Genomic DNA, 26,992 nt, shown 5'->3' with positions numbered 1-26,992 from the left:
CTGACAATCTTTCTAAGCCATTAAAACGTTATTAAAAATCCAATGGATGGAAATATTCCCATATCGACGGATTCTTTCAAATATAGCTCGCCGGTTTCGTTCACTCTCTCATAATCCAGATCTTCTGAAACCACATTCTCACGGTTCAGAAGATTTAGAATGTCGATATAGAAGTTGGCGTCGTTCCCATAAAATGAGAATTCACGCTCTGCACGAAAATCCAAGCGAGAATAAAAGGGCAAACGATCGGTATAAGCTTCGCCATAAACAGGTAAGTAGTGATCAGGGAAGTCGCTGTTAGCCTGAATACCTGTAATCTCTGTTGATGCTTCCCCGCTTTTCAAGGTAAATCTCACACCGGTTGTCCAATGATGGTTAACTTCATAGTTGGCTACAAAATTGAATACGACAGGGGTGTCTAAAGTGTACTCCCGTGTTTCGTCAGTTCTCAAGTTTGTTCTTTCACTTTTCGCCAAGGATAGAGACGCCCAACCGAACCATTTACCCACTAAATCCTTATTAAGCATAAATTCAAGCCCGTGAATGCGCCCTTCCACATCGTTACTGTAGTAAAGATCCACATCAGGTTGTGATTCGTCGAGAGCTAACGGAAGTTCTGTAAGTTTTTTGTAATATCCTTCAATAGTCCAAGTCCAAGAAGTGTTTGTTCGACCTTTCATGCCAAAGGTTAAATGCGAAGCGCGCGGAGATTTTAGGTGTGGATTACCAACGGACGATAATATTGTATCGATATTCGGTGTACGGTTATATTTACCGGCTGAGCTCATTAAGGTGATGACATCGGATATCTTCCACGACATTGATATCTTGGGATTTACAAAATATTCATCTGTGTAGTTGTTGCCACTACGTTGCATACCAGCTTCAACCAATATGTCCTCCGTAACTTGCCAGTTGTCAGTAATGTAAATATTGGTTTCTGCAACGGATGCCTCTTCAGTTTCATCAATCAATCCACGTCGATCTTGACAGTCCACATCAAAATCAGTGCACACAAATTGTATAAGCCTTGCTGTGTAATCATAGGTTTTATCACTGTATTCGCCGCCTATCGAAAAAGTATGTGCTCCTACGCTTCGGCTATAGTGCCCCCTAGCCAGGATATTTTCTAACTCCAATTCCAAAAAATAGTTATTCCCCCACTCTACAAGTTGAGAGTCAGTATATCGGGCAATAGTTAAATTGGATTCCACGTAGTCATCGGAAAGATAGCGGTAGTTAATTCCCTGGCTATCAAATTTTCGATCCACAGTGGCTTTTCCTGAAAAATCCGGATTTTTCTGTACATCATCGGAAAACTCACCAAATTCAGCTTCGGCAAAATCGGATGCACCCGCCAAACTTAAAGTTACACCATGGGAACCTGAGACATCCCAGCTTCCCTTAAATTGATAGTCACTATCCTTGGGCGCAGTAATCAGTCTCATGCCATCATCATCGGCTTCATCTTCTTCGGAAACAAAAAGGTGAATAAGTCCTTGCCTGGCAGACAAATAAAACGCCGTATTGTCAGTTAATCCACTTTCGATAAAAATTCCTGCGCGCAACATAGATATGTTCAATTTCGATGTGAAATCGATATTGCTCGGATCTCGTAAACGAATATCAAATACGGCTCCTGTTGCCTCTGAATACTGTGCACCGAACCCTGCCGAGAACAATTGAAAATCCTGAACAACATTCTCATCAAATATTGAAGTGTTAAATTCGTGAAAAATATAGCCGGCTGGCATGCCGTCAATATAATACCGATTATCTTCAGGCGCCGATCCGCGCACAGCAGGCTCACCACCGCCCACAGGAGAAATAACTCCGGGCAACGCGGTAATCGCACCTATAGGGTCACCTAGCGCGCCCGGGATATTCATAAGCTTTTCAGCATCTTCCGTGATTTCAGTGAATCCCGCCTTCCTAAACCCTGTAACAATAGTTTCTTCAATTTGACTAGATCTCTCGTTACCTCTATTTACTTCCTGTTTTTCAGCAATATTTTGTGCGAATACAAGTTGACTGCTCGTAATCGCCGCACCGAAAGCTGCAGCGTATATGTATTTCATCTTTGATCCTTTATTGGATGATATTAAATAGCTACCGATATGTCTTAATAAGTAAGCAAGAGACACAAAACATTCAAGGAGATAGTAAAACAATATGTTTGACGTGAGAATAACCATTCCCGATTTTTCTATTAACTGTGAGGATCCGCTCAATTCCAATAGTTATTAACTCAACGCCTACTTCCCACTGTTGATCAATGACATGGAAAACGCTATCGCAAAACGATAAGTGATTTTATTCTTCTTAAACAAAATTAAATGCAACGGCGAGCCGCAACAAATTCGGAAAACATAAACAATTGTTGCCGGAATTATTTAAACGCGGGGTCTAATTACAGGTCAACTACACCTATCAGTTGGGACCGAAATCGCATAATTACTAGCTCAGTAGAAAAACATTAACTAAGCTTTTAACACAGGTTTAATTATACGATAGCGGCCAAACCAAAAAATCTATATCAAATCACATTACTTTAAATCAACCGACATCATGGACTGTAACTAAATAGCGGTGACATCCTCTATGGATTCCGAGCTAACCTTAAATTTTAAACCCAATGATTCAGAAATAGAAAATTCGATAATACTCAAGCCCTTTTTAAGCGTCGGAATATCAATCGTTAAAGCTGGCATAACTTTTAATACTTGGCTTCGATCGCCGCTTCGTTCAATAACCAGTCCGTTTTTAAAGCATAGCTTTGATACTCTTCCACATAGATTTTCATCGAAAAATTCTAAGCCTTGCATCAGGCCAATTCCTCTAGTATCCCGAATCAATCCTGAGTGTTCTTTTTTCATGCGAGCAGAAAACTCAGACACAACCTGTCCTCGATCCCGAACTTCATTTTCAAATGAAGTTCCGTCCCAATAAAGTTCTAACATTTTACTTGCGGCTATAAAGGCAATGTTGTTTCCTCGAAACGTCCCATTATCTTCGCCCGCTCCCCAAACATCTAACTCATCTTTGAACAACAACAGCGACATAGGGATGCCGTAGGCGCCAATTGATTTTGACAAGCAGACGATATCAGGTTTAATCTCAGCGCGTTCGAAACTAAAGAACTTACCCGTTCGACCACATCCGGATTGGACATCATCAACAATAACCAACGCGCCAAATTCTTTGGCTAAGGTACAGATATCCTGCAACCATTTTTCGCTAGCGATATTAATACCGCCCTCACCTTGAACTGTTTCCAAAATAAATGCTGCAGGTATATCAATACCGGAGCTGTTATCCGTTAGCATTTTTCTATAGTAACCAATTTCATCGTATTCGTTGCCTAGATAATTGTGGAAAGGAAAGCGAGAAACGCTGCTATAAGACACCGATTGCCGATTGTATCGATTACCTGTAACGCTTAGAGATACACCAGACATCCCATGATAGCCGTTGGTAAATGCTATAATATTTTCTCTTCCCGTATATTTGCGCGCAAGTTTAATAGCAGATTCAACCACACTGGTACCAGTAGGGCTCGTAAACTGCATACGATAATTTAATTTTCTCGGCATCAAAATGTAATCGTTAAACTTACAAATAAAATCCCTTTTTGCCTGAGTATGGAAATCCAAACCCATCGCAATGCCATCGTTTTCCAGGTAATCGATAATTGCCGATTTTATTTCTGGATTATTGTGTCCATAGTTGACGGATCCGGCGCCACAGAGGAAATCGATAAATTCATTTCCAAACTCATCGTATAACTGGCTGCCTCTTGCTTTGACAAATACAGTAGGGAACGCTCTACAATACGATCGTACTTGCGATTCAAAATGGTTGAATACATCCAAATTCGTATCCATATACTCTCCAAAAACGGGAAAAACCCTAAAAATTATATATTATTCGTGTAGTGACACTATCTTGATCAAAACCACCTTCAATATTATCCAAACTAAAAACATCAATACTGAGGGTAAAATTATCGGATGCAGAATAGCTTGTCGATAGATACGCAATACTTGCCTCCAATTCAATCTGATATTGGTATTCCACATCAATAGTGACCAGTTCGTGGTAGAATTTATTGGAAACACCAAAATATATTTCGTTTAAACTTTCCTCGCCCAACAAAAATCTGTCGGAATAATCCAAGTATTGTGTATGTAAAATTCCGGCGCTCCAATCCCTCAAACCATTCTCTTGATAGTTAACATTAACAGCCAAGAGTATTTCATCACTCACGCCGTATCCGTCTGGAAATCGATTTCTGTCAAAGTTTCTAAGGACTAACTCCTGAGCTCTATTTTTATTAAAAGCCGATTCAATTTGTAATGCCATATTCCCTAAGTTTAGACTGGCAGCGGCACCCAACATTTGATAGTTTTTATAATAGTTGCTAATCGAAACTGTACCCAAATTAATATCATTTGAATATCGTTCTATAGAACTATTGTCGATAACATCAGCAATCATAAGGGAAAAATCACCAAGCCCAATGGGAGCCTTCCATCTAAGACCTAACTCAAAGCTCTTGTCATCTACCTCTCTAGGCAAACCATTCTGGATAGCAATTCCTGGTTGCTCATCAAATTTTATATTCGGGTTCACAATTAGGGATAATTGATGAGTATTCGCGTAATGCTCGACCAATAGCATACTTTGCGAAATTCTCGACTCGTCTAAACTAGTGAAAACCATATCCGTAATGTTTTGCGGGCTAATAATATCTGTGACGGCGGTCGATTCAGCCTCACCCCAAACAACAATTTTATCACCAATTGTAAAGGTGGTATCTCCTACATTTAAGGTTGCATACAACTCTTTTGTTTTTATCGTTGTGTCAATATTGTTGCCGTCTTCTAGGGCGTCATCTCCAGAAAAATAGATAATTGGTTTTATATCTACGTTTAAATAGAGTCTATTGAAAGCCACCCTATTCCACTGAAAGCGAAGTGAGGATCGATTACTACCCACCTCCTTTGGATCTGTGAAAATATACGCATAATCATGCTGGTAGATAAACTTTCTAGAACCTCCGAGAAACGTTTTTCTCTTTGATTCGCCACTCGAAATTTCTTCCGATTCGTCTCCGACAAAGTCAAACTCATCGCCAAAGACAATATCTTCCTCTGCTAGAACACTGTAGGAGGCTCCATCTTTTGTAGTATCGTTCTCTAAACCTCCATTTTGGAATTGAGCATAGACAACTTTTGTTTCACACAGAGACAGACTTAAAACAAGAAATCTGACCCAGATTGATAAAGGGTAACGCCTTAAAGCCATGCTAACCAACCCTTTTTTTACCACTTAAACTTCATTCTAGCGACGAATAGTGACGCAATACACCAGCCGAACAGAACCGAAAATTCTACTACCATATCTTTAAGAGCATCTATAGATCCACCATCAAACAGAATTTTTTGCATGGCTATATTGAGTTGTGTAAGCGGTATAGACATGGATAGATATTGAAGCCATTCTGGAAACAAGGTGATCGAGAAAAACACTCCGCCTAATACAATAAACGGCATCTGTATAAAGTTCACAATACCGTTAAACGCCGTTGTGGATGGGCTAATCGTTGCTATAACTAAGCCTATACCCAAAAAGGCCACACTACCTAGAGTTACGACCAAAATTAAAAGTGCCCAGTTAAAATTAAATTGAATTCCGAAAACAAGAACGCTAACAAGACATAAACCAAAAGCAACTGAATAAGAAATCAATAGCCGAGACAAGAATAGCCCCGCTAAAAACGGAATAGGCGACACATCAATTGTCTTAATGTTTTTGAATAAACCATGATGTTCTTCTTCAATAAGAACTGAGCCAAAGCCGTTAAACCCGATAATCATTAGAGTCAAACCGATCAAACCCGGAAGCAACGTCACCAAATACGATGTAAGTCGGTCGCTTTCCAGAAGATATTGATCAAGCTCTGTTTCGTTATTACCAGAAGCAACGCGGTTGATAATACTTGCAATTGCAGAATTCTCGATTCTATTTTCGTCAATATTGTTTTTCGTCAAATGAAGCGAAATGGTTGTAAGTTTATCTATCGAAAATTCAGCCGGCTCCAACTTCATGCCAACACCGGATTTTATAGGAGATTCACCCTGAGGGAGAATCTCCATATAACGTTTAATCTCATTCTCCGAAACTGCCTGGTACGGTGATATATCCTTATCAACATACTGTTTAAGCTCCAATAACTTCTGTTTCGAAAGTGCTTCTATAAACCCATGGCTTTCCTCGTTGACAGCCGAATCATGGTAGTACAGCTCAATTTTCGGATCACTTTGTAACTGCAGAGGGTACCCAATCCCTAGTAACAAAATGACAGGAAACACGTAACAGAAAAAGAGCGCTGTTTTATCGGACTTCAATTGCAACATTCTTAACCTAAAAAATATCCAAGTCTTCTTCATTCTACGAGTTCCTTTTTGGTGCTAGATAAAAATACGTCTTCTAGGTTAGGTCGATTTATATTGAAGTTAACAATTTCCAATCGTTTCGTTTCACTGATATCGAGTATTTCTTTTAAGGTTTCTGTGAATTTTTCCGTTTTAATCGTGAGCTGCTTTGCTTGACTTTCCCACTGGTAATCGATTATGCCGGAAAGCTCAACCAGACAATCTGTTTCAAACTCGCCGCGACCGAATTGCAAGTGTATGTCGTGATGCGGACTGAGTGTATTGATGAGGTCAGAAGGTGTCCCTTGTGAGATAATTTTCCCATCACTCATAATCATAATTTCATCGCAAAGAGTTTCCGCTTCTTCCATATAATGAGTAGTCAAAATAATGGTTTTTGATTTATCTTTCTTTAGATGCTCTATAAACTTCCAGACGTCATGACGACTGTGTGGGTCCAGTGCTGATGTCGGCTCATCCAGGAACAAAATATCCGGATCTTCAAGTAGCGCTATCGCTATGGATAAGCGCTGCTTTTGCCCGCCCGACAACTCATCGACTTTAAACTTCTTCTTGTCCGACAGATTGAGTCTATCCAATAATTCGTCAACAGACTCGCCCGAAACATTTCTGTTATTCGCAGATCTCAACTCTTTGTAAAACCGTAAAAGCTGGTCAACCGTTAAAAATTCAAAGTAGTTATTTTGTTGTAACTGAACTCCAACGTGGGGTTGAATTTTTTTAATCTTCGTGGCGACATCCATATCAAGCACGCTAATACTTCCTGACGTGATTTTTGATATACCCTCTATCATACTGAGCAGGGAAGTTTTCCCAGCGCCATTTGGGCCGAGAATCCCGAAACATATACCCTGCTCGACTTTAAAACTTACCCCCTTAACAGCTTCGAAGCTTCCATAATGCTTCCTAACGTCGTTAACCTCTATTGAATACTTCATGTTCTCCCCTTTGTTGCTAGATAGCCCTTCATTTTGGATCACACTGATCGATTCATCATTTGATTTATGCGTGTTTCTACTGACACTAGTGGGATTAAAGTTTTCCCCTGGGATCACCTTCAACAAACGTTCTTCATCATCGGAGCTTCCGCGGAAAGCGCAATGAATAATTAAATCGCTATTCAGGCTGTAAGCCTCAAATAAAATGCCACAATATTGTTTAAGTTTTTCTTCGGACTTTTGCTCGGAAAGAATTTCGTGCATAACATCATGCTCTCCTATCTCCCCTTCATAATTGAAGAGGATTTCATGACTAAGTCCGGGGAAAGATTGTTGGATAATTTCATTCCCGGATTTTTCCAAGGCCATAAAATTAATGCTGTTTTTAACTAAATACTCTATCTTGTTACTCAATTGTTGTAACTGCGTATCCCCATTAACGAGCAGTGGAATTTTGTCCATAAACAGTCCAACCTGGTCGAAATATGTTGTATCGTTAAGCTGTCGACCGTAGTGGTTCATCACCATTACAAATTGTTTGACATTTAATACATCGAAAACCAATTTTTTAAACCAATTGAAAGCCTGATCGACAGCGGCTTCGCCGTCTTTCATCGGAACTTTTATCAGCCTACTACGTAATTTCTTATTTTCCCGGGCCGTTAACCTCTGGTTAGTAGGCTTTACACAAGCTACGGTCTTCACTAATTCAAGGTTTTCGATGACCGCAGTACAAGTTTCGTCACCAGTGTTTTTCCAAACTTCGCGAATGTAGTCTCGATAGCAATGATGGACACCCAAAGCTCTATCCTTAACGAGCTCATCCAGGCGCCGTTGAATAAATGCCGAAGATGATCCATCAGAAATCATATGGTCGTCCATCATTATCAACTGATGAAGTGTATCCGAACGTTTTATCCAAACCCCCATATAGGGTAATGTCGATTTACATTGCTTTTGCCGGAGCTGTCTAAACAACAGCTTCATTAGCTTTTCAGCTTTTCCAGCACTGTATCCAGACAGATCGACCCATGGAAAATTACCACTTAAAGCACTTTTATCGACTAATAGCCACTCCTGACTACCCTCATCGCTTAAAACACGAAGCATGTCCTGTTCGCACATCAGCTTATAGAATGCTTTTTGCAAGTGTTGCGGTGTGAAATATCCGCGGACAGACACCCATTCAAAATCGTCTCTAGTTTTCCACTGTAATAATTCTTTTTGCATAGGGCTGTACGGGAAGCGCGTTTCGACTTTGCCAGATATAAGACTGGATTCAAATACATTCATCTGTTCATTGAGGCTACGCTTAACATCTCTCGCACTTGTAAGCTTCCATTTTGGCATCGCGCGTAAACCGCGCTTTTGAAGTCGTTTTGAAAGCTCCTCTGGCTTATCTGCATAAGCAACATAATCCGGTATAAGGTCTTCCTCTTCTGCCGCCAGAATTATTCTCAACTCTGCCTCTTTGGCTTTTAGCGGTTCGCAGAGGATAAGCGATTTAAGTATCTGTCCCTGCCATTTAAATTCAGACCAAACGAAAGAGCCTCCATTAGTATCTAACCAAATTTTCAGACTTTGGCCACTTTTCCGTACGCGTGCACAACAATCTTTTAGAACACGATGAGTGTAAATGTCGTTAGCATGCAGCTCAATACCCTTCGCTTTCAGTTCACTCAACAGTCGAATAATCAGTATTGAATTTCCGCCTAGATCGAAGAAGTTATCGTTCCTCCCGACCTTCTCCAGGTTTAGTATTTCCTGCCAAGTTTGCGCCATTTTTATTTCAATTTCGCTCTCGGGTTTTTCAAATTCGTGCATTTGAGCACTGGAAATTTCGGGTTCTGGCAGGGATTTACGGTCAATTTTTCCGTTATTGTTTAATGGCATAGCATCGAGAGTCACATAGATACTTGGTAACATGTAATCAGGAAGCTCTGCCGCAAGGTAGTCGGACAATTGCTCCTTCGAAAACGTATTGCCTTCAAATATAACGTAAGCGACTAAATATTTGTCTCCTTGCGCGTTGGCTAGTGCGGCAACCACCACTTCTTTAACACCTGGGTGTTGTGATAAACGCGACTCTATCTCTCCCAATTCAATGCGGAACCCACGAACCTTCACTTGGAAATCTTTACGGCCGATGTACTCCAGATTACCATCTTCGTGGCGTTTCACCAGATCACCAGTAAGATACAACCGGGTATCAAGCTCATCTTGAGCATAGGGATTTGCTCTAAACACTTCGTCGGTAAGCTCAGGGCGATGTAAATACCCTCTCCCTACAACTGGCCCCGAGATCGCTAACTCACCGATCACACCAACAGGCAAGAGTGCCAAATGACGATCAACCACATGTAATTTCGCATTGGGCACAGGTTTACCGATGTACACGCGCTCGACAGGCCCTGTAATAGGCTGGAAGGCGACGTCGTCGGAACATTCCGCAGGACCATAGGCATTCATCATCGGCACGTTGGGATATTGCTTAAACCAGCGATCAACCAATCCAGACACTAACGCCTCGCCAGTAGGTAATACCCAGCGCATGGTAGGTAAAGGGTGGGCGAGAGGTAATAAGGCTTGAATTACGGATGGTACCGGCTCCCAAATGGTCACGCCGTTACGACTCAAACATTCAACCAAGGCTTGAGCATCGCGCGTGGTTTCATTGTCAACAATCACCACTTTAGCCCCGAGGATGGGAGCCGTAAGAAACTGCCAAACTGAAATATCGAAACATTGAGACGCTGTTTGTGCGATAACATCCCCTTCAGTTAAGCCTAGAGGTGCTACTTTAGTCAGCATGTTGTTCACCATACCCATATGTTCGATCATTACTCCTTTGGGTTTTCCGGTTGAACCAGAGGTGAAAATAACATAGGCAAGATCACGTAATTCAATATCAGGTAGCTCTATCTGATCGTCGAGAACCACCTGCTCAGTATCGTTTAACGTAATAATTATTTCCGCTGTCCACTCACCTTTTAGCCAACAAATTTCCTCGTCAAAACTGTTTCCAACCAACAGTAAGTCTGGCTTTGAGTCCCTAAGGATTTCTAGCCAACGCTTCGTCGGTTGTGTCGGATCAAGTGGTAAATAGGCCGCACCAGATTTCAAAACACCAACAATCATAGTCAGTAAGTCAAGGCCCCGATTGTCCAATAAACCAACAATACAGCCCTTGCCGATGCCCTTGATAATAATCCTTTTGGCAAGATTGTCTGACTTCTTATCGAGCTCCGAAAAGGTAAGAGAATCTCCATTACACTCTGCGACGATCTTATTAGGCGTTTTAGCAACTTGGTCCGAAAACAGATCTGTCCAGGGACTACTGAACAAATTGCGTTGAAACGGATAGTTAAATTCTGATAATAATTGAGCTTGTTCCTTATCTGAAAGTACTGGCAGCGATAGCAAATGCGTTTCCGGAGCGTCATCCAGCGCCCGGCTGATTTCATTTAGCGCGCGACACATATAACCCATAATTCGTTCTGAGCCTATGGATTCGTCAATACTTGCGGTTAGCGTGAATCCAGTACCTTCGTCGCTGACTGACATATCGAATAAATAATTACTGATGTCACCAGGTGCTTTGAGAAGCTTTACCCCCTCTATTACATTTTCCAGGTCAACCTTTCGATTTGCATCGTGCCGGAAGTTTAATATCGCGCTAAATAAAGGCGTGGACCCAGGAAGCTCTGAGCAACGCTGAACCTCAACCAACGGCGCCTGTTCATAATTCAGCAATTCAACTAGCTTTTCGCGCGTAAAAGTAAGCGCATCGGCAACAGAAAGATGTGCCATGGGCAAACGGAATGGCAGCATATTAATAAACAATCCAAATATTCTGTCTGCACCATTCGTACCCTGTAAGCGACCCGACGTTACCGTGCCAAACACCACATCATCGCGGTTGCAGCAACGCGCCAAAACCAAGCCCCAAGCCAAGTGAAATATGGCCGCGGGTGAGGCGCCCAATGTGTATGCACTTCGACGTAACCGTTGCGTTAACTCGGTTGCTAAGGTGTATTCAAATTCTGTGGTGCTTTTCCCGCCGCGATAAATATCCATTAATCCAAAAGGCGCTGTAGGCTCATCGACACCAGCCAAAGATTTACGGAAATACTCTTGTGCATCGCAAGTTTCCGCGCGGTGCATGGTGTGAGCCACAAATTCACGGTACGGTACCGGAGGCTCCAAGCTTTCGCCCTTATTATTCCAAAAGGCAACAATATCGCCAAATTCAATTTCCATAGAGACCTGGTCGCAAATCAAATGGTGCTGTTGTTGCAATACCAGCCACATGCCATTTTCGGGATTTTTCGCGATCATTAAACCAACAATGGGTGCTTTTCGTAGATCGATGTGACGTCCCTCGAGCCCCATCATTTCCTCGAACTGTTCCACGGCATCACGGTTCGGATTTAAATCTACATTGATAGTCTCCAGTTCTGCATTTTTATAAACCACTTGAATCGCGCGAGGCAAGTCTTCCCAGAGAATTGCAGTTCGCAAAGAGTCATGCCGACCAATCAATTGACGAAGGGCAGATAAGTAACGATCAAGAATCTCTTTCGTTTCAAAGCCTAGCAGGATGGAAGCTAAGTATGTGTCTCCCACTTCGCTGACTAGATGATCAAATAGGATTCCTTCCTGCAACGGTGTTAAAGGATAAATGTCCTGAATATTACTGTGGCCACCGGGAACCTGGTTGGCGATTAAAGTAATCTGATCGTCAGTAAGTGCGATCAACGGCAGCATATTCGGCGTGATTCTTTCACAGCCCTCCGGTATTTTGTTCGGCGGCGCGACAAACAGATCGTTATCAGTTTGTCGCGTCAAGGATTCAGCTAACTCTGCAAGATCTTCGGTTTCAAATATTGATCTAACATTCATATTCAAACCCTGATTACGAAGCAATTCCATAAGCTTCATCACCAGTAACGAATGACCACCCATATTGAAAAAATTGTCACGTCGACCAACCCGCTCAACTTTTAATACAGACTGCCAACATTGAGCTAACAGGTGTTCTATATCGCCTTCAGGAGCAACATAATTTTCTGTATGTAAATGTGATGTGTCCGGTTCCGGCAGCGATTTTGTATCAACTTTACCGTTAGCCGTTAACGGAATTGAATCCAGAGATACCAGCCAAGTAGGCACCATATATTCCGGCAACTCAGACCGAATGGATTCGCGCAAATCTTCGACTGTAACCTTAGCGCTGGGATCGATAACGACATACGCAATTAGACGTTTATCGTCATCATCAACACTGACAACCTTAACGACAGCTTCTTTTACCGCAGGATACTGCGAAAATCGTGATTCAATTTCACCAAGCTCTATACGGAAACCACGAATTTTAACTTGTGAGTCTTTACGCCCAATATATTCCAAGCTCCCGTCTTCGTGGCGTTTGACCAAATCGCCCGTAAGGTATAGACGATTGTCCCATTTATCCAGCGTATAGGGATTAATTTTAAATGCCTCATGGGTAAGGTCTTCACGATGTAAATAGCCTCGCCCTACAACCGGACCGGAAATCGCAAGCTCTCCAATAATACCGATTGAAAGTAAATTCAAGTCCCTGTCTACAACATGTAATCGAGCATTCGCGACGGGTTTACCGATTAAAACGCATTCCACTGGGCCATATATAGGCTGAAAAGAAACATCATCCGAACATTCTGCCGGCCCGTAGGCGTTCATTAATGGCACACGGGGATACTGCCTAAACCACCGTTCAACTAAGCCTGACATCAACGCTTCGCCAGTAGGTAATACCCAGCGTAAAGAAGGCAGATCACGACCTAACGGTAATATAGATTGAATTACAGACGGTACCGGCTCCCAAATCGAAACACTATGACGGTATAGCAATTCAGCCAGTGCTTGAGGGTCTCGAGTTGTTTCGTTGGTGAATATTACCACCGTGGCTCCGATAATCGGCGCAGTCAAAAACTGCCAAACCGAAATGTCAAAGCACTGCGAGGCTGTTTGGGCGATAACGTCGTTGTCACTTAAGCCAAGAGGCTTAACCTTTGAAAGCATGTTATTTATCATGCCCTGGTGTTCAATCATTACGCCCTTCGGTTTACCTGTAGAACCCGAAGTGAATATCACATACGCCAAATCGGTTAACGCGACATCCTGTAATTCACGGGTAGAATCGTATTCATAATTGCGCACTTCCGTAAGTGTGGCGAGTCTTGGGTTTATCCATGAACTTTCCAACCAAAGCACTTGATCGGCGTAATTATCGCCAACAACCAGAAGGTCTGGGGATGAGTCGTTCAGAATTTCAAGCCAGCGATTTTTTGGCTGTGTGGGGTCTAACGGTAAGTAGGCCGCGCCAGCGCGAAGCACAGCCACTATCATTACGAGTAAGTCAATACCTCGATCTTCAAGAAGACCGACAATACAATCCTGACCAACCCCCATGGCGTTAAATGCCTTAGCTAAATTTAACGACAGCCTATCCAAGTCAGAAAATGTCAGCGATTGGCTTTCACATACAGCAACTATACTGTCTGGACTTTTTAATACTTGCGATTTAAATAATTCCGGCCAACTGTGGCTAAACAATTCGGGTTGCAGCGGCAAATTAAATTCCTGCAGCAATTGACGTTTTTCATCCGAAGATATCATTGGCAGCTTACCAATCGTACACCCTGGATGTTCACAGACAGATTTCAGCAATTGCTCGAAATGCCCTGCCATCCGTTCTACGGTGCTGGCCTTGAACAGGTCACTTGCGTAGCTCCATACGGCTTCAAGCTGGTCATTCCCCTCTGCAATATCGAGAGAAAGATCAAATTGGGCCATTACCTGTACAGGATTCTCCATAGCTGCCAAGGTTAAATCTGGCAACTGAATTTTTCTACGGCTATCAATATTCTCCAATGCAAACATCACTTGGAAAAGCGGGTTGTAACTTAGGCTGCGTTCAGGTTGTAATTCTTCGACAAGTAGATCAAAAGGCATTTGCTGATGGGCATACGCGTCTAGGGCAACTTCACGACAATGCAATAGCACTTCATCGAATCGCATATCCATCGATACCTGGTTGCGCAACACTAGCGTATTAACGAAAAACCCAATGAGCGGTGCTACTTCTGGTTGCTCGCGATTCGCAATTGGCGTACCGATTACAATATCTTCTTCACCGCTATAACGACTGAACAATACAGAAAAACATGCTTGTAAAGCCATAAACAAGGTGGTGTTATGTTTTTGTGCAAGCTGTCGTAGTGCAACCGTTAATTCGGGGCCAATATGTTGAACAAACACTTCGCCACTATAGCTCTGGGTCGAAGGCCGGGGAAAATCCAGTGGGATTTTATGCGCTGGCGGTAAATCAGCAAGCTGTACTTTCCAATAGTCGCTTAAAACCTCTAAATTTTTACCTTGCAAGGTATTTCTTTGCCATGCTGCGTAATCCGTATATTGGATTTTCAGGACAGGTAAGCAAGAAACTTCACCGGTGACGAACTCTTGATAAAGAGCCGATATTTCTTCAATCAAAAGGGAGAAAGACCAGCCATCGGAGGCGATGTGGTGCAAGGTGATCGCCAAGATTGATTCAATTTCAGATTTAATGATCAAGGTTGTACGTAGTTTTAACCCATCTTGCAGGTTAAAAGGGATACCAATCTCCTCCTGAATAATTTTTCCTTCTTCAACCAATTTTTCTTTTTGAGAAATACTGCTGATATCGAAAATCTTTACTGGCACACTGCTGGTAGGGTCTATTTGTAAATGAGGTTCTCCGCTTTCAGTAATAAAACGCGTCCGTAGAACCTCGTGTCTTTCGACTACCGAATCTAATGCCTTTTGTAAAGCATGTATTTTAATGCAGCCTTCTAGCCGTAAAAACAATGGCTGATTATATTGCGCACTACCAGATTCTAGTTGGTCGATAAACCATAATCTTTGCTGCGAAAACGACGCAGGAAGATGCTTGTTGCGATCAATCACTGAAATGCTGTCCAGTGCGTCGGGCGTTGTACCACTACCAATTAATTCCGCGAGCTTCGCTATATTGCTCATTTCGAAAACATCACGAATCTCGATTTTGACGCCGAGTTGATTGGCAATTTCTGTCACCATTCGTGTTGCTAACAAAGAGTGACCACCAATATCGAAAAAATTGGCCGTTGTACTAAGTTTTTTGGGGTCGATATGTAAAAGTGTTGCCCATATTTTGGTAAGTGCACATTGGAATTCCCCTTGCGGCGCAACATAGCCACCTTCATAAATGGGGTCAATATTTGCTGTTAATAACGCTTTGGTATCGATTTTACCGTTTGCGGTTACTGGCAGCTCACTAACGACCATAAACCCTTGAGGAATCATATAGTGAGCCAGCTTTTTTCGTAGTTCCGAACGCAACTCTGCCACTAGGTCAACCGCATTTGAATGAGCCACTTCAGGCTTCGGAACAATCCAAGCTAGTAATTGCTTGTCCGCCCCAACCGTTTTCGCTAACACACAAGCTTGTTCAACTTCAGGTTGCTGGCGCAACTGAAATTCGATACCGGACAATTCAATGCGGAAGCCACGAATTTTTACTTGGTGATCGCGACGACCAGCAAACTCAATAGTGCCGTCCTGCAGCCAACGACCCAGATCTCCCGACCGATAAAGCCGATTACGCTGTCGCCAAGGGTCACTGATAAATTGCCTATCCGTGAGCTCGTCGTTATTCAAATATTGGCGAGCCACACCCGCCCCGCCTATGTATATTTCACCGCTAATTCCCGGCGGGCAAAGCTGACCATACTGGTCCACTACATACATCTGAGTGTTACAAATAGGGCGGCCAATTGGCAGTTTTCCGTGAAGAATGGTCTCACGATTGTAATGCCACACCGAGGACAAGATGGTTGTTTCTGTTGGGCCATATGCGTTTATATAACGACATTGTTCACCCCATTCAGATACTTTTTCAATCGGGGGCGCAGCACCTGCGGTTAAGAGGGTCATCCCCTTCGGCAAGTTTTTCGTCTGGATTTGTTGTAAATACGATGGAGGAAATGCAGTGAAAGCAATATGGTGACGATTTAAATAATCGACAACATCTGCGGGATTTTCAATCAGTGATTCACTAAGTAGGTGCAGTTCTGCCCCGTTCATTAGTGCACCGAACGATTCACCAACTGAGGCGTCGAACGTGAATGGAGCAAATTGCGCGGCTCGCTCGCCAGGCTTTAACCAACTATCATATCTACACCAAAAACAAAAGTTAATAAGATTTTTATGACTGATTGCCACGCCTTTTGGCTGACCCGTAGTTCCCGAGGTATAAATAATGTACGCAAGGTGGTGTGCAGTATTCTCAATTATTGTTGGTCCAATTAATTTCTCATGCTGCCATTCCTTTACATCTAACGTGTCGCAATATAGAACTTTAAATTCAACATTTTTAAACCGCTCTTTTTCAACGCTATTCGAAATCAATGCGCGAATATTAGCGTCCGATGCGATAAATTCTAGTCGATCTTTAGGGCAATCTAATGCAACCGGGATATAGGCCGCCGCCAATTTAATAGTGCCAAGAATACACGCTATAAGTTCGGGGCTCTTTGGTAAACTGATCGCCACCAAATCACCCGATATCACCCCTTCGGATTGCAACCAGCGACTATAAACATCGACCTTTGAAAGCAATTCTTTGTAGGTCCATGATTGCTCATCCATCACCAGTGCTACTTTTTTTGGCGTATCTATTGCTTGCGCATAAATGAGTTCATAAATGGTGCCCGTATTTGGAATATCTAAAGCGCTATTATTCCATTCAAAAACAGCGCGCTGGATTTCTTCGTCATTAAGTAACGGTAGATCACATAGCCGAGTTTGCGATAATTCTGAAGTACTACGGACAACCATGCCCGATAGCAATTTACAAAAATGTGCCAACATGGTCTTAGCGGTACTGTCATCATAGAATCCTGATAAGTAAACTAACTTTATTGCCATTGTATCGCCAGGATACACAACAAGATTCAATGCAAAATCGTTTTGCTCTACCCCTTGAATATCGAGTATTTTTAGGGTGCCAGGTGTATCGCTGTTTAACGTTGAAGGGTCCAGCGGGTAGTTTTCTAGCACAACTAGAGATTCGAACAAACGTGTGTCGGCCCGTAATCCCGCCCATTTTTGAATATCTGCAAGCGCAACATAATTGTGCTCATCAGCATCCATTTGCTGTTTCTGTATCTTTTCTATGCTAGCGGCTAGAGAATCACCAGTGCCCAAAGAAACACGCATTGGCAGAGAGTTAATAAACAAACCGACCATACGCTCGACGCCATCGAGATCTGCTGGTCGGCCGCTTATGGCATAGCCGAATACAACGTCTTGTTCGCCAGTGTACTTACTGAGCAGTAGCGCCCACGCTGTTTGTATAAAGGCTGAGAGGGTAAACCCCGATGCACGCGCGAGCTTTTGTAATGACCTGCTTAACGGCTCGTCCAATACGGTAGTTGTAAGCCTTTGTTCGCCCTTTTGATTATCGTCAATATCTTTCTTTGCTTGCGGTAAATGATCGGCCGACTCAACACCTGCTAACTGTGATTTCCAGAAAACCTCAGCGTCTTTAAGGTTCCTGTCATTTAACCAATGAATATAATTTTTATAGGACGGTGCTGAATAGCTACTAACGGCCTTCCCACCTAACAATTGCGTGTACGTCTTAATTAAGTCCTGAATTACAATCGACATACTCCAACCATCTAAAAGTGCATGGTGATGCGTCCAGGAAAAAATTGACTGATCTTCATCCAAATGCAGGATCAAGAATCGCATGAGGGGGGCTTGTGTCGTATCAAAAGGCTTTACGCGCTCTTCATTAAGGGCCCTATCGAGCGCCAAGTCATCACCAGAGAACGTCAGTTCCTGCCAATTTAACGGAACCGATTGCGATACTACCTGGCTCAAATTGTGTTGGCCAAGATCGACAAACGCTGTACGAAAAATGTCATAGCGGGCGACCAATATTTCCCATGCCTTCTTAAATCGGTAAATATCGAGTGCGTCAATCGTCATTCTAATCTGTGTTAAATAGGCTCCAGAATTATCGCGCTGCGTATAGAGTACCAACCCCTGCTGCATCGGTGTTATTGGGTATGCATCGCTTAATGTTGGGTACGTTTCTTGAAGTGTTTCTGTTTGCTCACGAGATACAGACAGAAAATCGAATTTCGGTATACTCTTATCACTATCGAAACCAATGCAATGTTTTATCACATCAATTAGCGCTGACCTAAAGTACTTAGTAAAATTCGAAATGGTAGAAGGTCTAAATTGTTCACGATGATAATCCACGTTAAAACGCAAGACGCCGTCTTTTACGTAACCGTTAACCCCTAACGCATGCATGCGCTGACGCTTGCCACTAACAGTACCTCCGGCTGTTGACATTTCAACGCGTAATTCATCAACCTGGTTTCCAGCCTGCTCATCCATTTGACCTAGATAATTGAACACTAAGTCAGGCTCTGGTATTTCTTCTAGCAGATCTAATAGCTCCTCATCCTGAGTAAGATAGCGCAAAACTCCGTATCCTAGGCCTTTATTCGGGATCGATTCTAATGTTTGTTTAATATGCAAGATTTGTTGGCCAATGTCGCCATTGATACGCGTAACGTTAACTGGGAATAGAGTTGTAAACCAACCGACAGTTTGGCTAAGGTCAATATCCTCAAATAGTTCTTCGCGGCCGTGACCTTCCAGATAGACACGCAGATTTTGAGTATTAGCCCAGGTATCCAAAGCGATAGATAGCGCAGACAGCAGCAAATCGTTTATTGACGTTTGATAACATTGATTGGATCGATGTAACAAATTTTCTGTATCACTTACTGAGAGCGAAATTTCAATGATCGCTGTATCGGCTTCAAGCCTACGTTTAGCCGAGGTGTCATCAAAGGGCAACACAGATGAATCCATTAGCAATTGCTGTATCCACCAATCTTTTTGTATTTGAATCTCTTCGCTATTCGCATACTCATATAATTTTGATGCCCAAGACTGATAACTACTTGTTTTGTTGTCGATCTCCACAGCGCGATTATTGCAAATAGCTGATAATGACATTTCAAAATCGTTGGTTAGTATGCGCCACGAAATTCCGTCGACAATGAGATGATGCATTACCCAATATAGGCGATCGGAGTGTTCATCACGCACAAGTAACCAGCGACAGACATCACCGCTTTTTAGGTCTAAACCGCTTTGTAATTTAAGCAGCGCACTTTCCAAAAGATGTTCCGCGTCTTCTGGGGTCTCTTGACTTAAATCCAGCTCCTGTAGCCAGGACCCAAGCTGCTCCGGATATTCGATAAACTCATTGTTGTATCTCGCCATCCAACCATTAGGCGAGTTGCGGAAACGCAACCTAAAGGCATCATGACGATCAACCAGTGCTTGAAAAACACATAACAAATGCGCTTGCGTAACGCCTAAAGGCAAGCGAACTAAAGCAGATTGGTTGTAATGATGTTGGTCTACGGAATCCGAAGATAAAAAATGTAAATGAATTGGAAGCATTCGCTGCTCACCAGATACGGATTCCGGTGCCCGTAGTTCTACTTCTCTACCTGACTGATTGTTTTGCTCCTCTAATAGTTGACTTAGGCCACGAATATTTTTGTGCTCATTTAAAGATCTGGTTGAGAGTTTGAGACCGCATTTCAGAGCGCTTGAAACTACTTGAATGGCGATAATTGAATCGCCGCCGATCATATAGAAATTGTCAGTTACCCCGAAGTTATCGATTTTCAGAACTTCTTTCCATATTTCCCATAGTGCTTTTTCTGTATCAGTTTTTGGAGCTACGCGGGAGATATTGCCATCGGTGTAAACGGGATCAGGTAATCTTGGACGATCGATTTTCCCATTTTCATTTAGCGGCATAGCTTCCAGTAGAATAATGGATTCGGGTAACATGTAATCTGGCAATTCGTCTGAAAGTGAGGCCTTCAACGTTTCAATAAATTGTTCGCTCGAATTAACATCTAAAGCACAGTCTTGCACCACATAGGCTGACAGACGTTTCTGATTACCGTGATTTTTAGCCAAAACAATTGCTTGCTTAACGGCAGCTACACGTAAAATAACACTTTCGATTTCGCCGAGCTCCACACGAAATCCACGAATTTTTATTTGAAAATCAATTCGACCATGAAAATCTATGAGCCCGTCCATTCGCCAGCTGACGAGATCTCCTGTTCGATAAAGGATATCTTCCGGGTCGGAAAAAGGGTTGTTATAAAATTGTTCGGCAGTTAATTCTGGACGATTGTAATATCCTCTCGCGACCCCGTGGCCACCAACACAAAGCTCCCCTTTCACACCCGGGGGTAATAAATGGCCATCTGGATTAACGATATAACAGGTGGAATTTGTTACCGGGCGACCTATTGGGATAATTTCACTATCGTCTTCAGATAGGAAGTGATACGTCGAGAAAGATGTATTTTCCGTAGGGCCGTAGCCGTTAATAAAAACTAAGTTGGGGCAATTACTACGTGTGAGATTAATGTGGTACGGAGACAACGCGTCGCCACCAATCATAATCCGCTTAACAGGAGCAAACAAATCGGGCTTCTCCTGTATAAGCTGATTAAACAGTGGCGAAACCACCCATAAAAATGTTACTTGTTTATCGATAATTTCTCTAGAAAGTGAAACCGGGTCGAGAAGAGTATCCTCATCAATAACTGCCAAGGTTAGGCCATTTAACAACGCACTCCACAATTCATAAGTGGTTACATCAAAACCTGGCGCGCTCGTAATTAAGATACAATCATCTTGAGCGAACTGAATATCCTTCGAGTTTTTTATCAATCTGATTATAGATCTCTGCTCAATCATAACGCCTTTCGGCTTTCCCGTAGAGCCAGAGGTGTACATCACGTAAGCTAATTGTCGTGTATGTTGTGAACGTTTATCCACCTTCGGAAGATCTGAAACATCAGTCTGAATACCGTCCTGTATTACTATTTTCTCGGTTTCTAACCCCTTGGGGATAACCGAAGAAAATTCAGCCTTTTGCAAAAGAATCAGTGAACAGTTCAATTCTTCCAGCATATGGGTAACACGGTCTTCCGGGTATTTTGGATCTATAGGTACATAAGCGCCGCCAGCGCGAATTATTGAGAGAATTCCGTAGACCATTTCCAAAGACCGCTCGGAAACCAAACCAACGACGACTTCGGATCCTACGCCTTTGGACGCTAATAAACGCGATAAGCGATCGGTTCGCTCATCCAATTCTGCGTAGGTTATTTTTATATTTTTAAACGCCAGTGCTGTTTTATTGGGAGAGCATCTAACGGAATTTTCAAAATGATCCGCTAACAACGTTTCTGATGGATAATTGGTGGTAGTATCATTCCACTGTAAAACTCGAGACATATCTTGCGCAGGAAGAGGTTTAACCTGAGACCAAGATTGATCACTTTTACTGCCTATAATAGTTAATATATTAACGTAAATATCTACCCAGCTGTTCACCATATCTTGGGTGTATCGACTATTATCGAAGCCCAGACGCAATCCGTAGTCCTTTTCGCTTTGCGCGTTTGTTTTTTCAATAAGGCCAAATATAAAATTGTAATTGGTAGACTCATATCCACCTATAAGTTTCGGCCTCTCCTCGCCAGGTGATGAACAATAATCACTGCTTTCGATATTAAACAGACAGTCAAAGATATCGCCGTCTATATTACTTTTCAATTTTTTATATATTTTTGAAAGAGGATAAGTGGCAGAGTCTTTCAGTGTGAGTAACTGGCTATGTACGCCATTGATAATACTTTCCAAAGATTGCGTATGTTCGAAATCGACAACCAAAGGTAAAGTATTGACACAACAGCCCGTTATTTTATCCACATCAAATAGCGCTTCCGGTCTACCACTTTGGATTACGCCACAACGTACTTGGTGGGCGCCCCCCAAGTAACGCAGCAAACAAACAAACGCAGATAAAAACACACAATTTAAGGTTACGCCCTGTTGCTTCGCCTGAATGCGAGCGCTGGCTACAACATCATTAGGCAGTTCAGTCAAAAGTAATTCGATTTGACGACCTTTTACTTGATCGGCATTCACCCTCTTAGGTAGCAAGCAATAGTTATCCGCCCAGGAGATTGAATCCCAGTAAGCGTTACAATCCGTTGCTTTCGCCGTATACAATTGCGCCTGTACCATGTCCTGCATGCACGCCGAAGATTTTTTGGGCAATTCAACTGTTGCGCCCAAGTGCTTACTATAAAAACGGTTTAGCGAATCTATTAGCAGTTCTATCGTCCAACCATCGTGAATAATATGGTGGATCGACAGCAACACCGAAAAATTGTTTGTGTCGCTAGAATATACTTGCAACCCGTAAGGAGCTAACGCATCGAACTCGATAACCCGCTCCTTTTGCGCTGCAATTTCCATTTCAACGGCTGGTGTGCGGGATGCTCCGTCCACCTTCTTACTGGCGATTATCGGCATATATTCGTTAAGTACCAGCTGCGCCACCTTGCCACTTTTCCAGGTGTGAATAACCGTACGTAGGCATTCATTATGCTTAACCCAATCTTGTACTGCCGCTTTAAACGCGCCGTCTTGAAATTCGTGGGGGAATTCGTAGTGCATCCACACTTGGTATATTTCTTTATGACGATAAAGCGTTTGCTGCATATCGGTCAAAGGAAACGCTTTGTCGACATTTGTCGGGATACAGGCTACCTCTTCGTTCGTAAGAGACAACAAAGGGAAATCAGATGGGGTTCTGCGTATATTTTCCAAATTTGAGCAATGCGAAACGATTCGCACCAAAGAATCGCTCAAATTTTTCTTAAATTGTGTAACTTGTTGTTGTGACCACCGAGCACTGTCCAAATACAGCCCAACGCTTAACTGACCATCCCGAATATCACTTTCTACCGAGAGACAGTATGGGTTTTTATTACCCTCACCCATTTCAATGGCGGAAACAGGAATAGCCTCCCAGTCATCGGCAGATCGTTGAACAACACCGGAAAAGTTAAACATAATCTCCGGTCCGGTATAGCCTTCAAAATTTGTCCGAATTTCCCTGTTCTCAGACTGATATTGAAGCGCATAAAATCCCCTCCCACGATCGGGAATGGTTGCACGTGTTTCCTTTAATGCACATAAGAAAAGGCCTAACTCTTCATTCGACAATTCCTGTGTTGGCACGTCCAAATACAACGGATGAATACTAGTAAACCAACCGGTTGTTCTATCTAACCCCTGCTCTCCTGCAAAACACTCATCTCTCCCGTGCCACTCAACCGCCAATCCAACACCCGATACATTGAAAGTTTTAGAAACCGCAAGATAAACGGCCCCCATCAGCAACTCCTCAGGAGATTGTCGGTAGCATTCTGTTGCAGATCCCAATAGTTTGTCGGTAACAGGCTTGTCGAAAGAAAAAATGTCTACTTGTAAAGACCCGCTTACACCCTTTTTCAAGGGTAGCGCTGGAAATGCTTTCGACGTCTCAATGACCGGCTTCCAAAATTCGAATAGAAGAGATTCATTGTTGTGAAAATCCTGCAACAAAGAATTTGACCAAGCGAAATAACTTAAGCTTTTCCCAGGTAAGACTTCATGAATGTCTGCATCAGGGTTTCTATAAAGTACTTGTAGATCGGACAAGAGAATTGAATGACTAATGGTATCGACCAATAGGTGATGAAAAACAAACACTATTCTACTTCGCTTAGACGCTTGTAATAGTGCGACTCGAAAGAGAGGCCCATTTTCAATATCCAAATCATCGGCAAGAGAAGATTGTTCAAGCAAAGAAAACTCGCCAAACTTTGTCTCGTCGCAAGTAACCACCTTTATATCAACGTCACCCGACGGCTTACTGTCAATATTCTGTGTCCACTCGCCGTTACCATGCTCTTTAAAGCTAACACGTAATATGTCGTGGTAAGCACAAAGTTTAGACACAGCCTGCGTCAAAATCCGTACATCAAGAGCTTCTGCCACTTCGATAACCAGGGACTGGCAAAATCGCTGCGGGCATTCCAGATCTTGCTGGAAAAACCATGCCTGTATTGGCGTTAATGGTGCGCTGCCGATTTCAGCTTCATAAGTTCGATCTACAGCTTTACGTTTATTACGAATAGCCTCGACGAAATCCATAAATACAGGTTGATGAATCAATAGCGACGAGCTAAAGCTATACCCCTTGCTTCGTAATGAGGAGGCAACAACTAAAGCGGTCAGCGAATCACCGCCTAAAAACAGAAAATTATCGTCACGTCGAATAATATTACGATGCAAGACGTCAGCCCATATTTTTGCAACAGAACGCTCTAATTCATCCTTGTAGGAAATATCAACAACATCAACTGATGACTCGCTATTCACTGTGGCTTTCAATCGCTTGTAATCGACCTTTCCGTTATTCGTCAGCGGTAATTTATCCTGCCAAATAATTCTATTCGGCATCGCCCAATCGGGAATCTTCGCTATAAGAACACGACGCATTTCCGCTTCCGTCAACGGCGTACCCTGCAAAAACAGAGCTAACTGAACTTGATCTGATACGTTATAAACGACCACGGCAGCCACATCGACATTAACCAAGGTGGATACGGCGGACTCTACTTCACCCGGCTCCAATCTATGGCCACGCAATTTAATTTGATCATCAACGCGACCTTTAAAATACAATTGACCGTCATCCAAAAAACAGCCTAGATCGCCGCTACTATACCAACGCTGCCCGTCGTCCCCTAAAATAAATTTTTCGGCCGTTAGCTCTTCCTGGTTGACATAACCAAGTGCAACGCCTTTTCCGCTAATAGAAAGCTCTCCGATCATACCAACGGGTAATGTTTTTCCAAATTGGTTAATAATTTTGACATCGGTATTCGTAATGGGGTTTCCCATGGATATCGGATTATGTTCATCAGGAATAGTCTCTGCCTCCCAGGCTGTAGAGAGCACCGTTGTTTCCGTCGGACCATAGGCATTCATATAGTTTACGTGAGGCATCCACTTGCACAAGATGTCGCGTGTTGGAGCCGAACCCGCAGTCGCTAAGCGCCGAAGCGTCGGTAAATATTCCGGTGAAAGCTGCTGTAAATATTGGGGAGGGAATACAGCGAAAGTACACGTTTTCCGTGTAAGATAGTTCTGCAAATCGCTTGGCGAGTCAATTAATTCCTTTGACAATACTAATAGCGTCTTGCCATTCAAAATAGCTGTATGAATTTCTGCAACGGAAGCGTCAAATGAAAACGGAGCAAATTGTGTGCACACATCCATGTCATCAACGTATTTCTCAATCTTGAAATGGGATACGAAATTGATTAGATTTTCGTGGCTAACCTCTACCCCTTTTGGGTTTCCCGTAGATCCTGATGTAAATATAATGTAAGCGGAATCACTGCTCAGTATACCACTGCCATTGAATTTAATATTGCCGGAACCTCTGATAGATTCAACCATTAATATGGGGATGGCGCCAGCCTTGCTTGAAAGTTCTCCTTCGAAAATATTCTCTGTAAGAATGCATCTAAAATTCGCGTCAGCATGCATTGACTCAAAACGTGCTTTCGGAAGACTGTAATCTAGCGGTACAAAGGTTCCGCCGAGCTTTAAAACAGCATACTGTGCAATCACCATATTTGCAGACCGCCCGAACGCGAGAGCAACGTTATCACCCGCTCCTACTCCAATTTCAGACAATGCCAATGCCCAGATGTCTGATAATCGGTCTAGTTCCGCATATGTATATTCTCTAAAGCTGTCGATGACAGCAATTTTTTGTGGTTTTTTCTTGCACTGGCTTTTAAACACAGCAATAAGATTTCCCGGTATTGATAGCTGCTTTCCAGAAGAGTAGGCTAACTCAAATTTCGAACTTTCCGATAATGACATCTTCGATATCAAATTTCCAGAGTCATTTCCCTGCGAAAAACACAGTAACTTTCCAATTGCAACAACATACTGTTCAGAAAAAATCGACTTGGCCGCTCTAATCGTAAAACGATCTCTTCCATAAATTAGTGAAAACTCAGACTGACTATCTTCTGAAAAATCATCGGAAACCGAAACACTATGGCATTTCATTTCGTCCTGAATTTTAGACGGAAGCTCATTGATATATGGCCATTTCGACTCGTTTTCGAGCCATTGATGACCCAGGCTACGGCGCATATCGCCGAAAGATGTTTTGTTATCTACGTGTGAAATTAGCGGTAGTGTACGTGTTCCTTCTGAACTCAACACACAGGTTAAAATGGGTTTGTTGTCGTAACGCAACCAATTTAAAACGGAATGCCAAGCGCTCAAAAACTCAATAATGCTATTAGCTTCTGGGATCATTTTAAAACTCTGAACCCAAAACCCATCTAAAGACTGTCGAGAGCGGCTCGCATCTTGTAACGGGCTGGCGTTATTTTCAGCCTCCAAATATTGAAGCAATTCTTCAACATTTTTTGCAGACTCTAATTTTGTCGACATAACAATGGTTCCCAGAAGATCTAATTATATATTCCTAAACATGTTCCAACTATCGCGGACTATCACACAAACTTAATGTCA

General features: G+C 42.6%; 5 protein-coding genes. All 5 read right to left on the bottom strand.

All coding sequences use genetic code 11. The annotated features are described in order from the left end of the window. Nucleotides 1-20: 20 nt before the first annotated feature. The 5 genes from H5715_RS05540 to H5715_RS05520 all read right to left on the bottom strand — a co-directional run bounded on the left by H5715_RS05540 (nt 21) and on the right by H5715_RS05520 (nt 26,911). Complete coding sequence (locus H5715_RS05540) at nt 21-2,078, bottom strand: TonB-dependent receptor plug domain-containing protein (RefSeq protein ID WP_075187479.1); 2,058 nt, start codon at nt 2,076-2,078, stop codon at nt 21-23. A gap of 501 nt (nt 2,079-2,579) precedes the next feature. Further along, the gene (ectB, locus tag H5715_RS05535; protein WP_075187480.1) at nt 2,580-3,884 is read right to left on the bottom strand and encodes a diaminobutyrate--2-oxoglutarate transaminase; all 1,305 of its coding nucleotides are present in this window, start codon (nt 3,882-3,884) and stop codon (nt 2,580-2,582) included. A 25-nt stretch (nt 3,885-3,909) separates the two neighbouring features. Continuing rightward, entirely contained in the window at nt 3,910-5,307 is a 1,398-nt protein-coding gene (locus tag H5715_RS05530; protein WP_139309901.1) for a Tat pathway signal protein, read from the bottom strand. 17 nt (nt 5,308-5,324) lie between these two features. After that, nucleotides 5,325-6,452 (bottom strand): ABC transporter permease, encoded by a 1,128-nt coding sequence (locus H5715_RS05525; protein ID WP_075187482.1) that lies wholly within the window; start codon nt 6,450-6,452, stop codon nt 5,325-5,327. Then, nucleotides 6,449-26,911 carry a non-ribosomal peptide synthetase gene (locus tag H5715_RS05520; protein ID WP_075187483.1) on the bottom strand — a complete coding sequence of 6,821 codons (20,463 nt, stop codon included), beginning with the start codon at nt 26,909-26,911 and terminating at the stop codon, nt 6,449-6,451. The genes H5715_RS05525 and H5715_RS05520 overlap by 4 nt, the downstream gene beginning before the upstream one ends. Nucleotides 26,912-26,992: the final 81 nt, after the last annotated feature.

Source organism: Teredinibacter haidensis, from assembly GCF_014211975.1.
GTDB lineage: Bacteria > Pseudomonadota > Gammaproteobacteria > Pseudomonadales > Cellvibrionaceae > Teredinibacter > Teredinibacter haidensis.
This window is presented reverse-complemented; position numbering and strand designations above follow the sequence as displayed.

Bases quoted from the DNA above. Each gene is read 5' to 3' on its own strand.
- H5715_RS05540 (WP_075187479.1), bottom strand. From the start codon at position 2,078: ATGAAATACATATACGCTGCAGCTTTCGGTGCGGCGATTACGAGCAGT.
- ectB (WP_075187480.1), bottom strand. From the start codon at position 3,884: ATGGATACGAATTTGGATGTATTCAACCATTTTGAATCGCAAGTACGA.
- H5715_RS05530 (WP_139309901.1), bottom strand. From the start codon at position 5,307: ATGGCTTTAAGGCGTTACCCTTTATCAATCTGGGTCAGATTTCTTGTT.
- H5715_RS05525 (WP_075187482.1), bottom strand. From the start codon at position 6,452: ATGAAGAAGACTTGGATATTTTTTAGGTTAAGAATGTTGCAATTGAAG.
- H5715_RS05520 (WP_075187483.1), bottom strand. From the start codon at position 26,911: ATGTCGACAAAATTAGAGTCTGCAAAAAATGTTGAAGAATTGCTTCAA.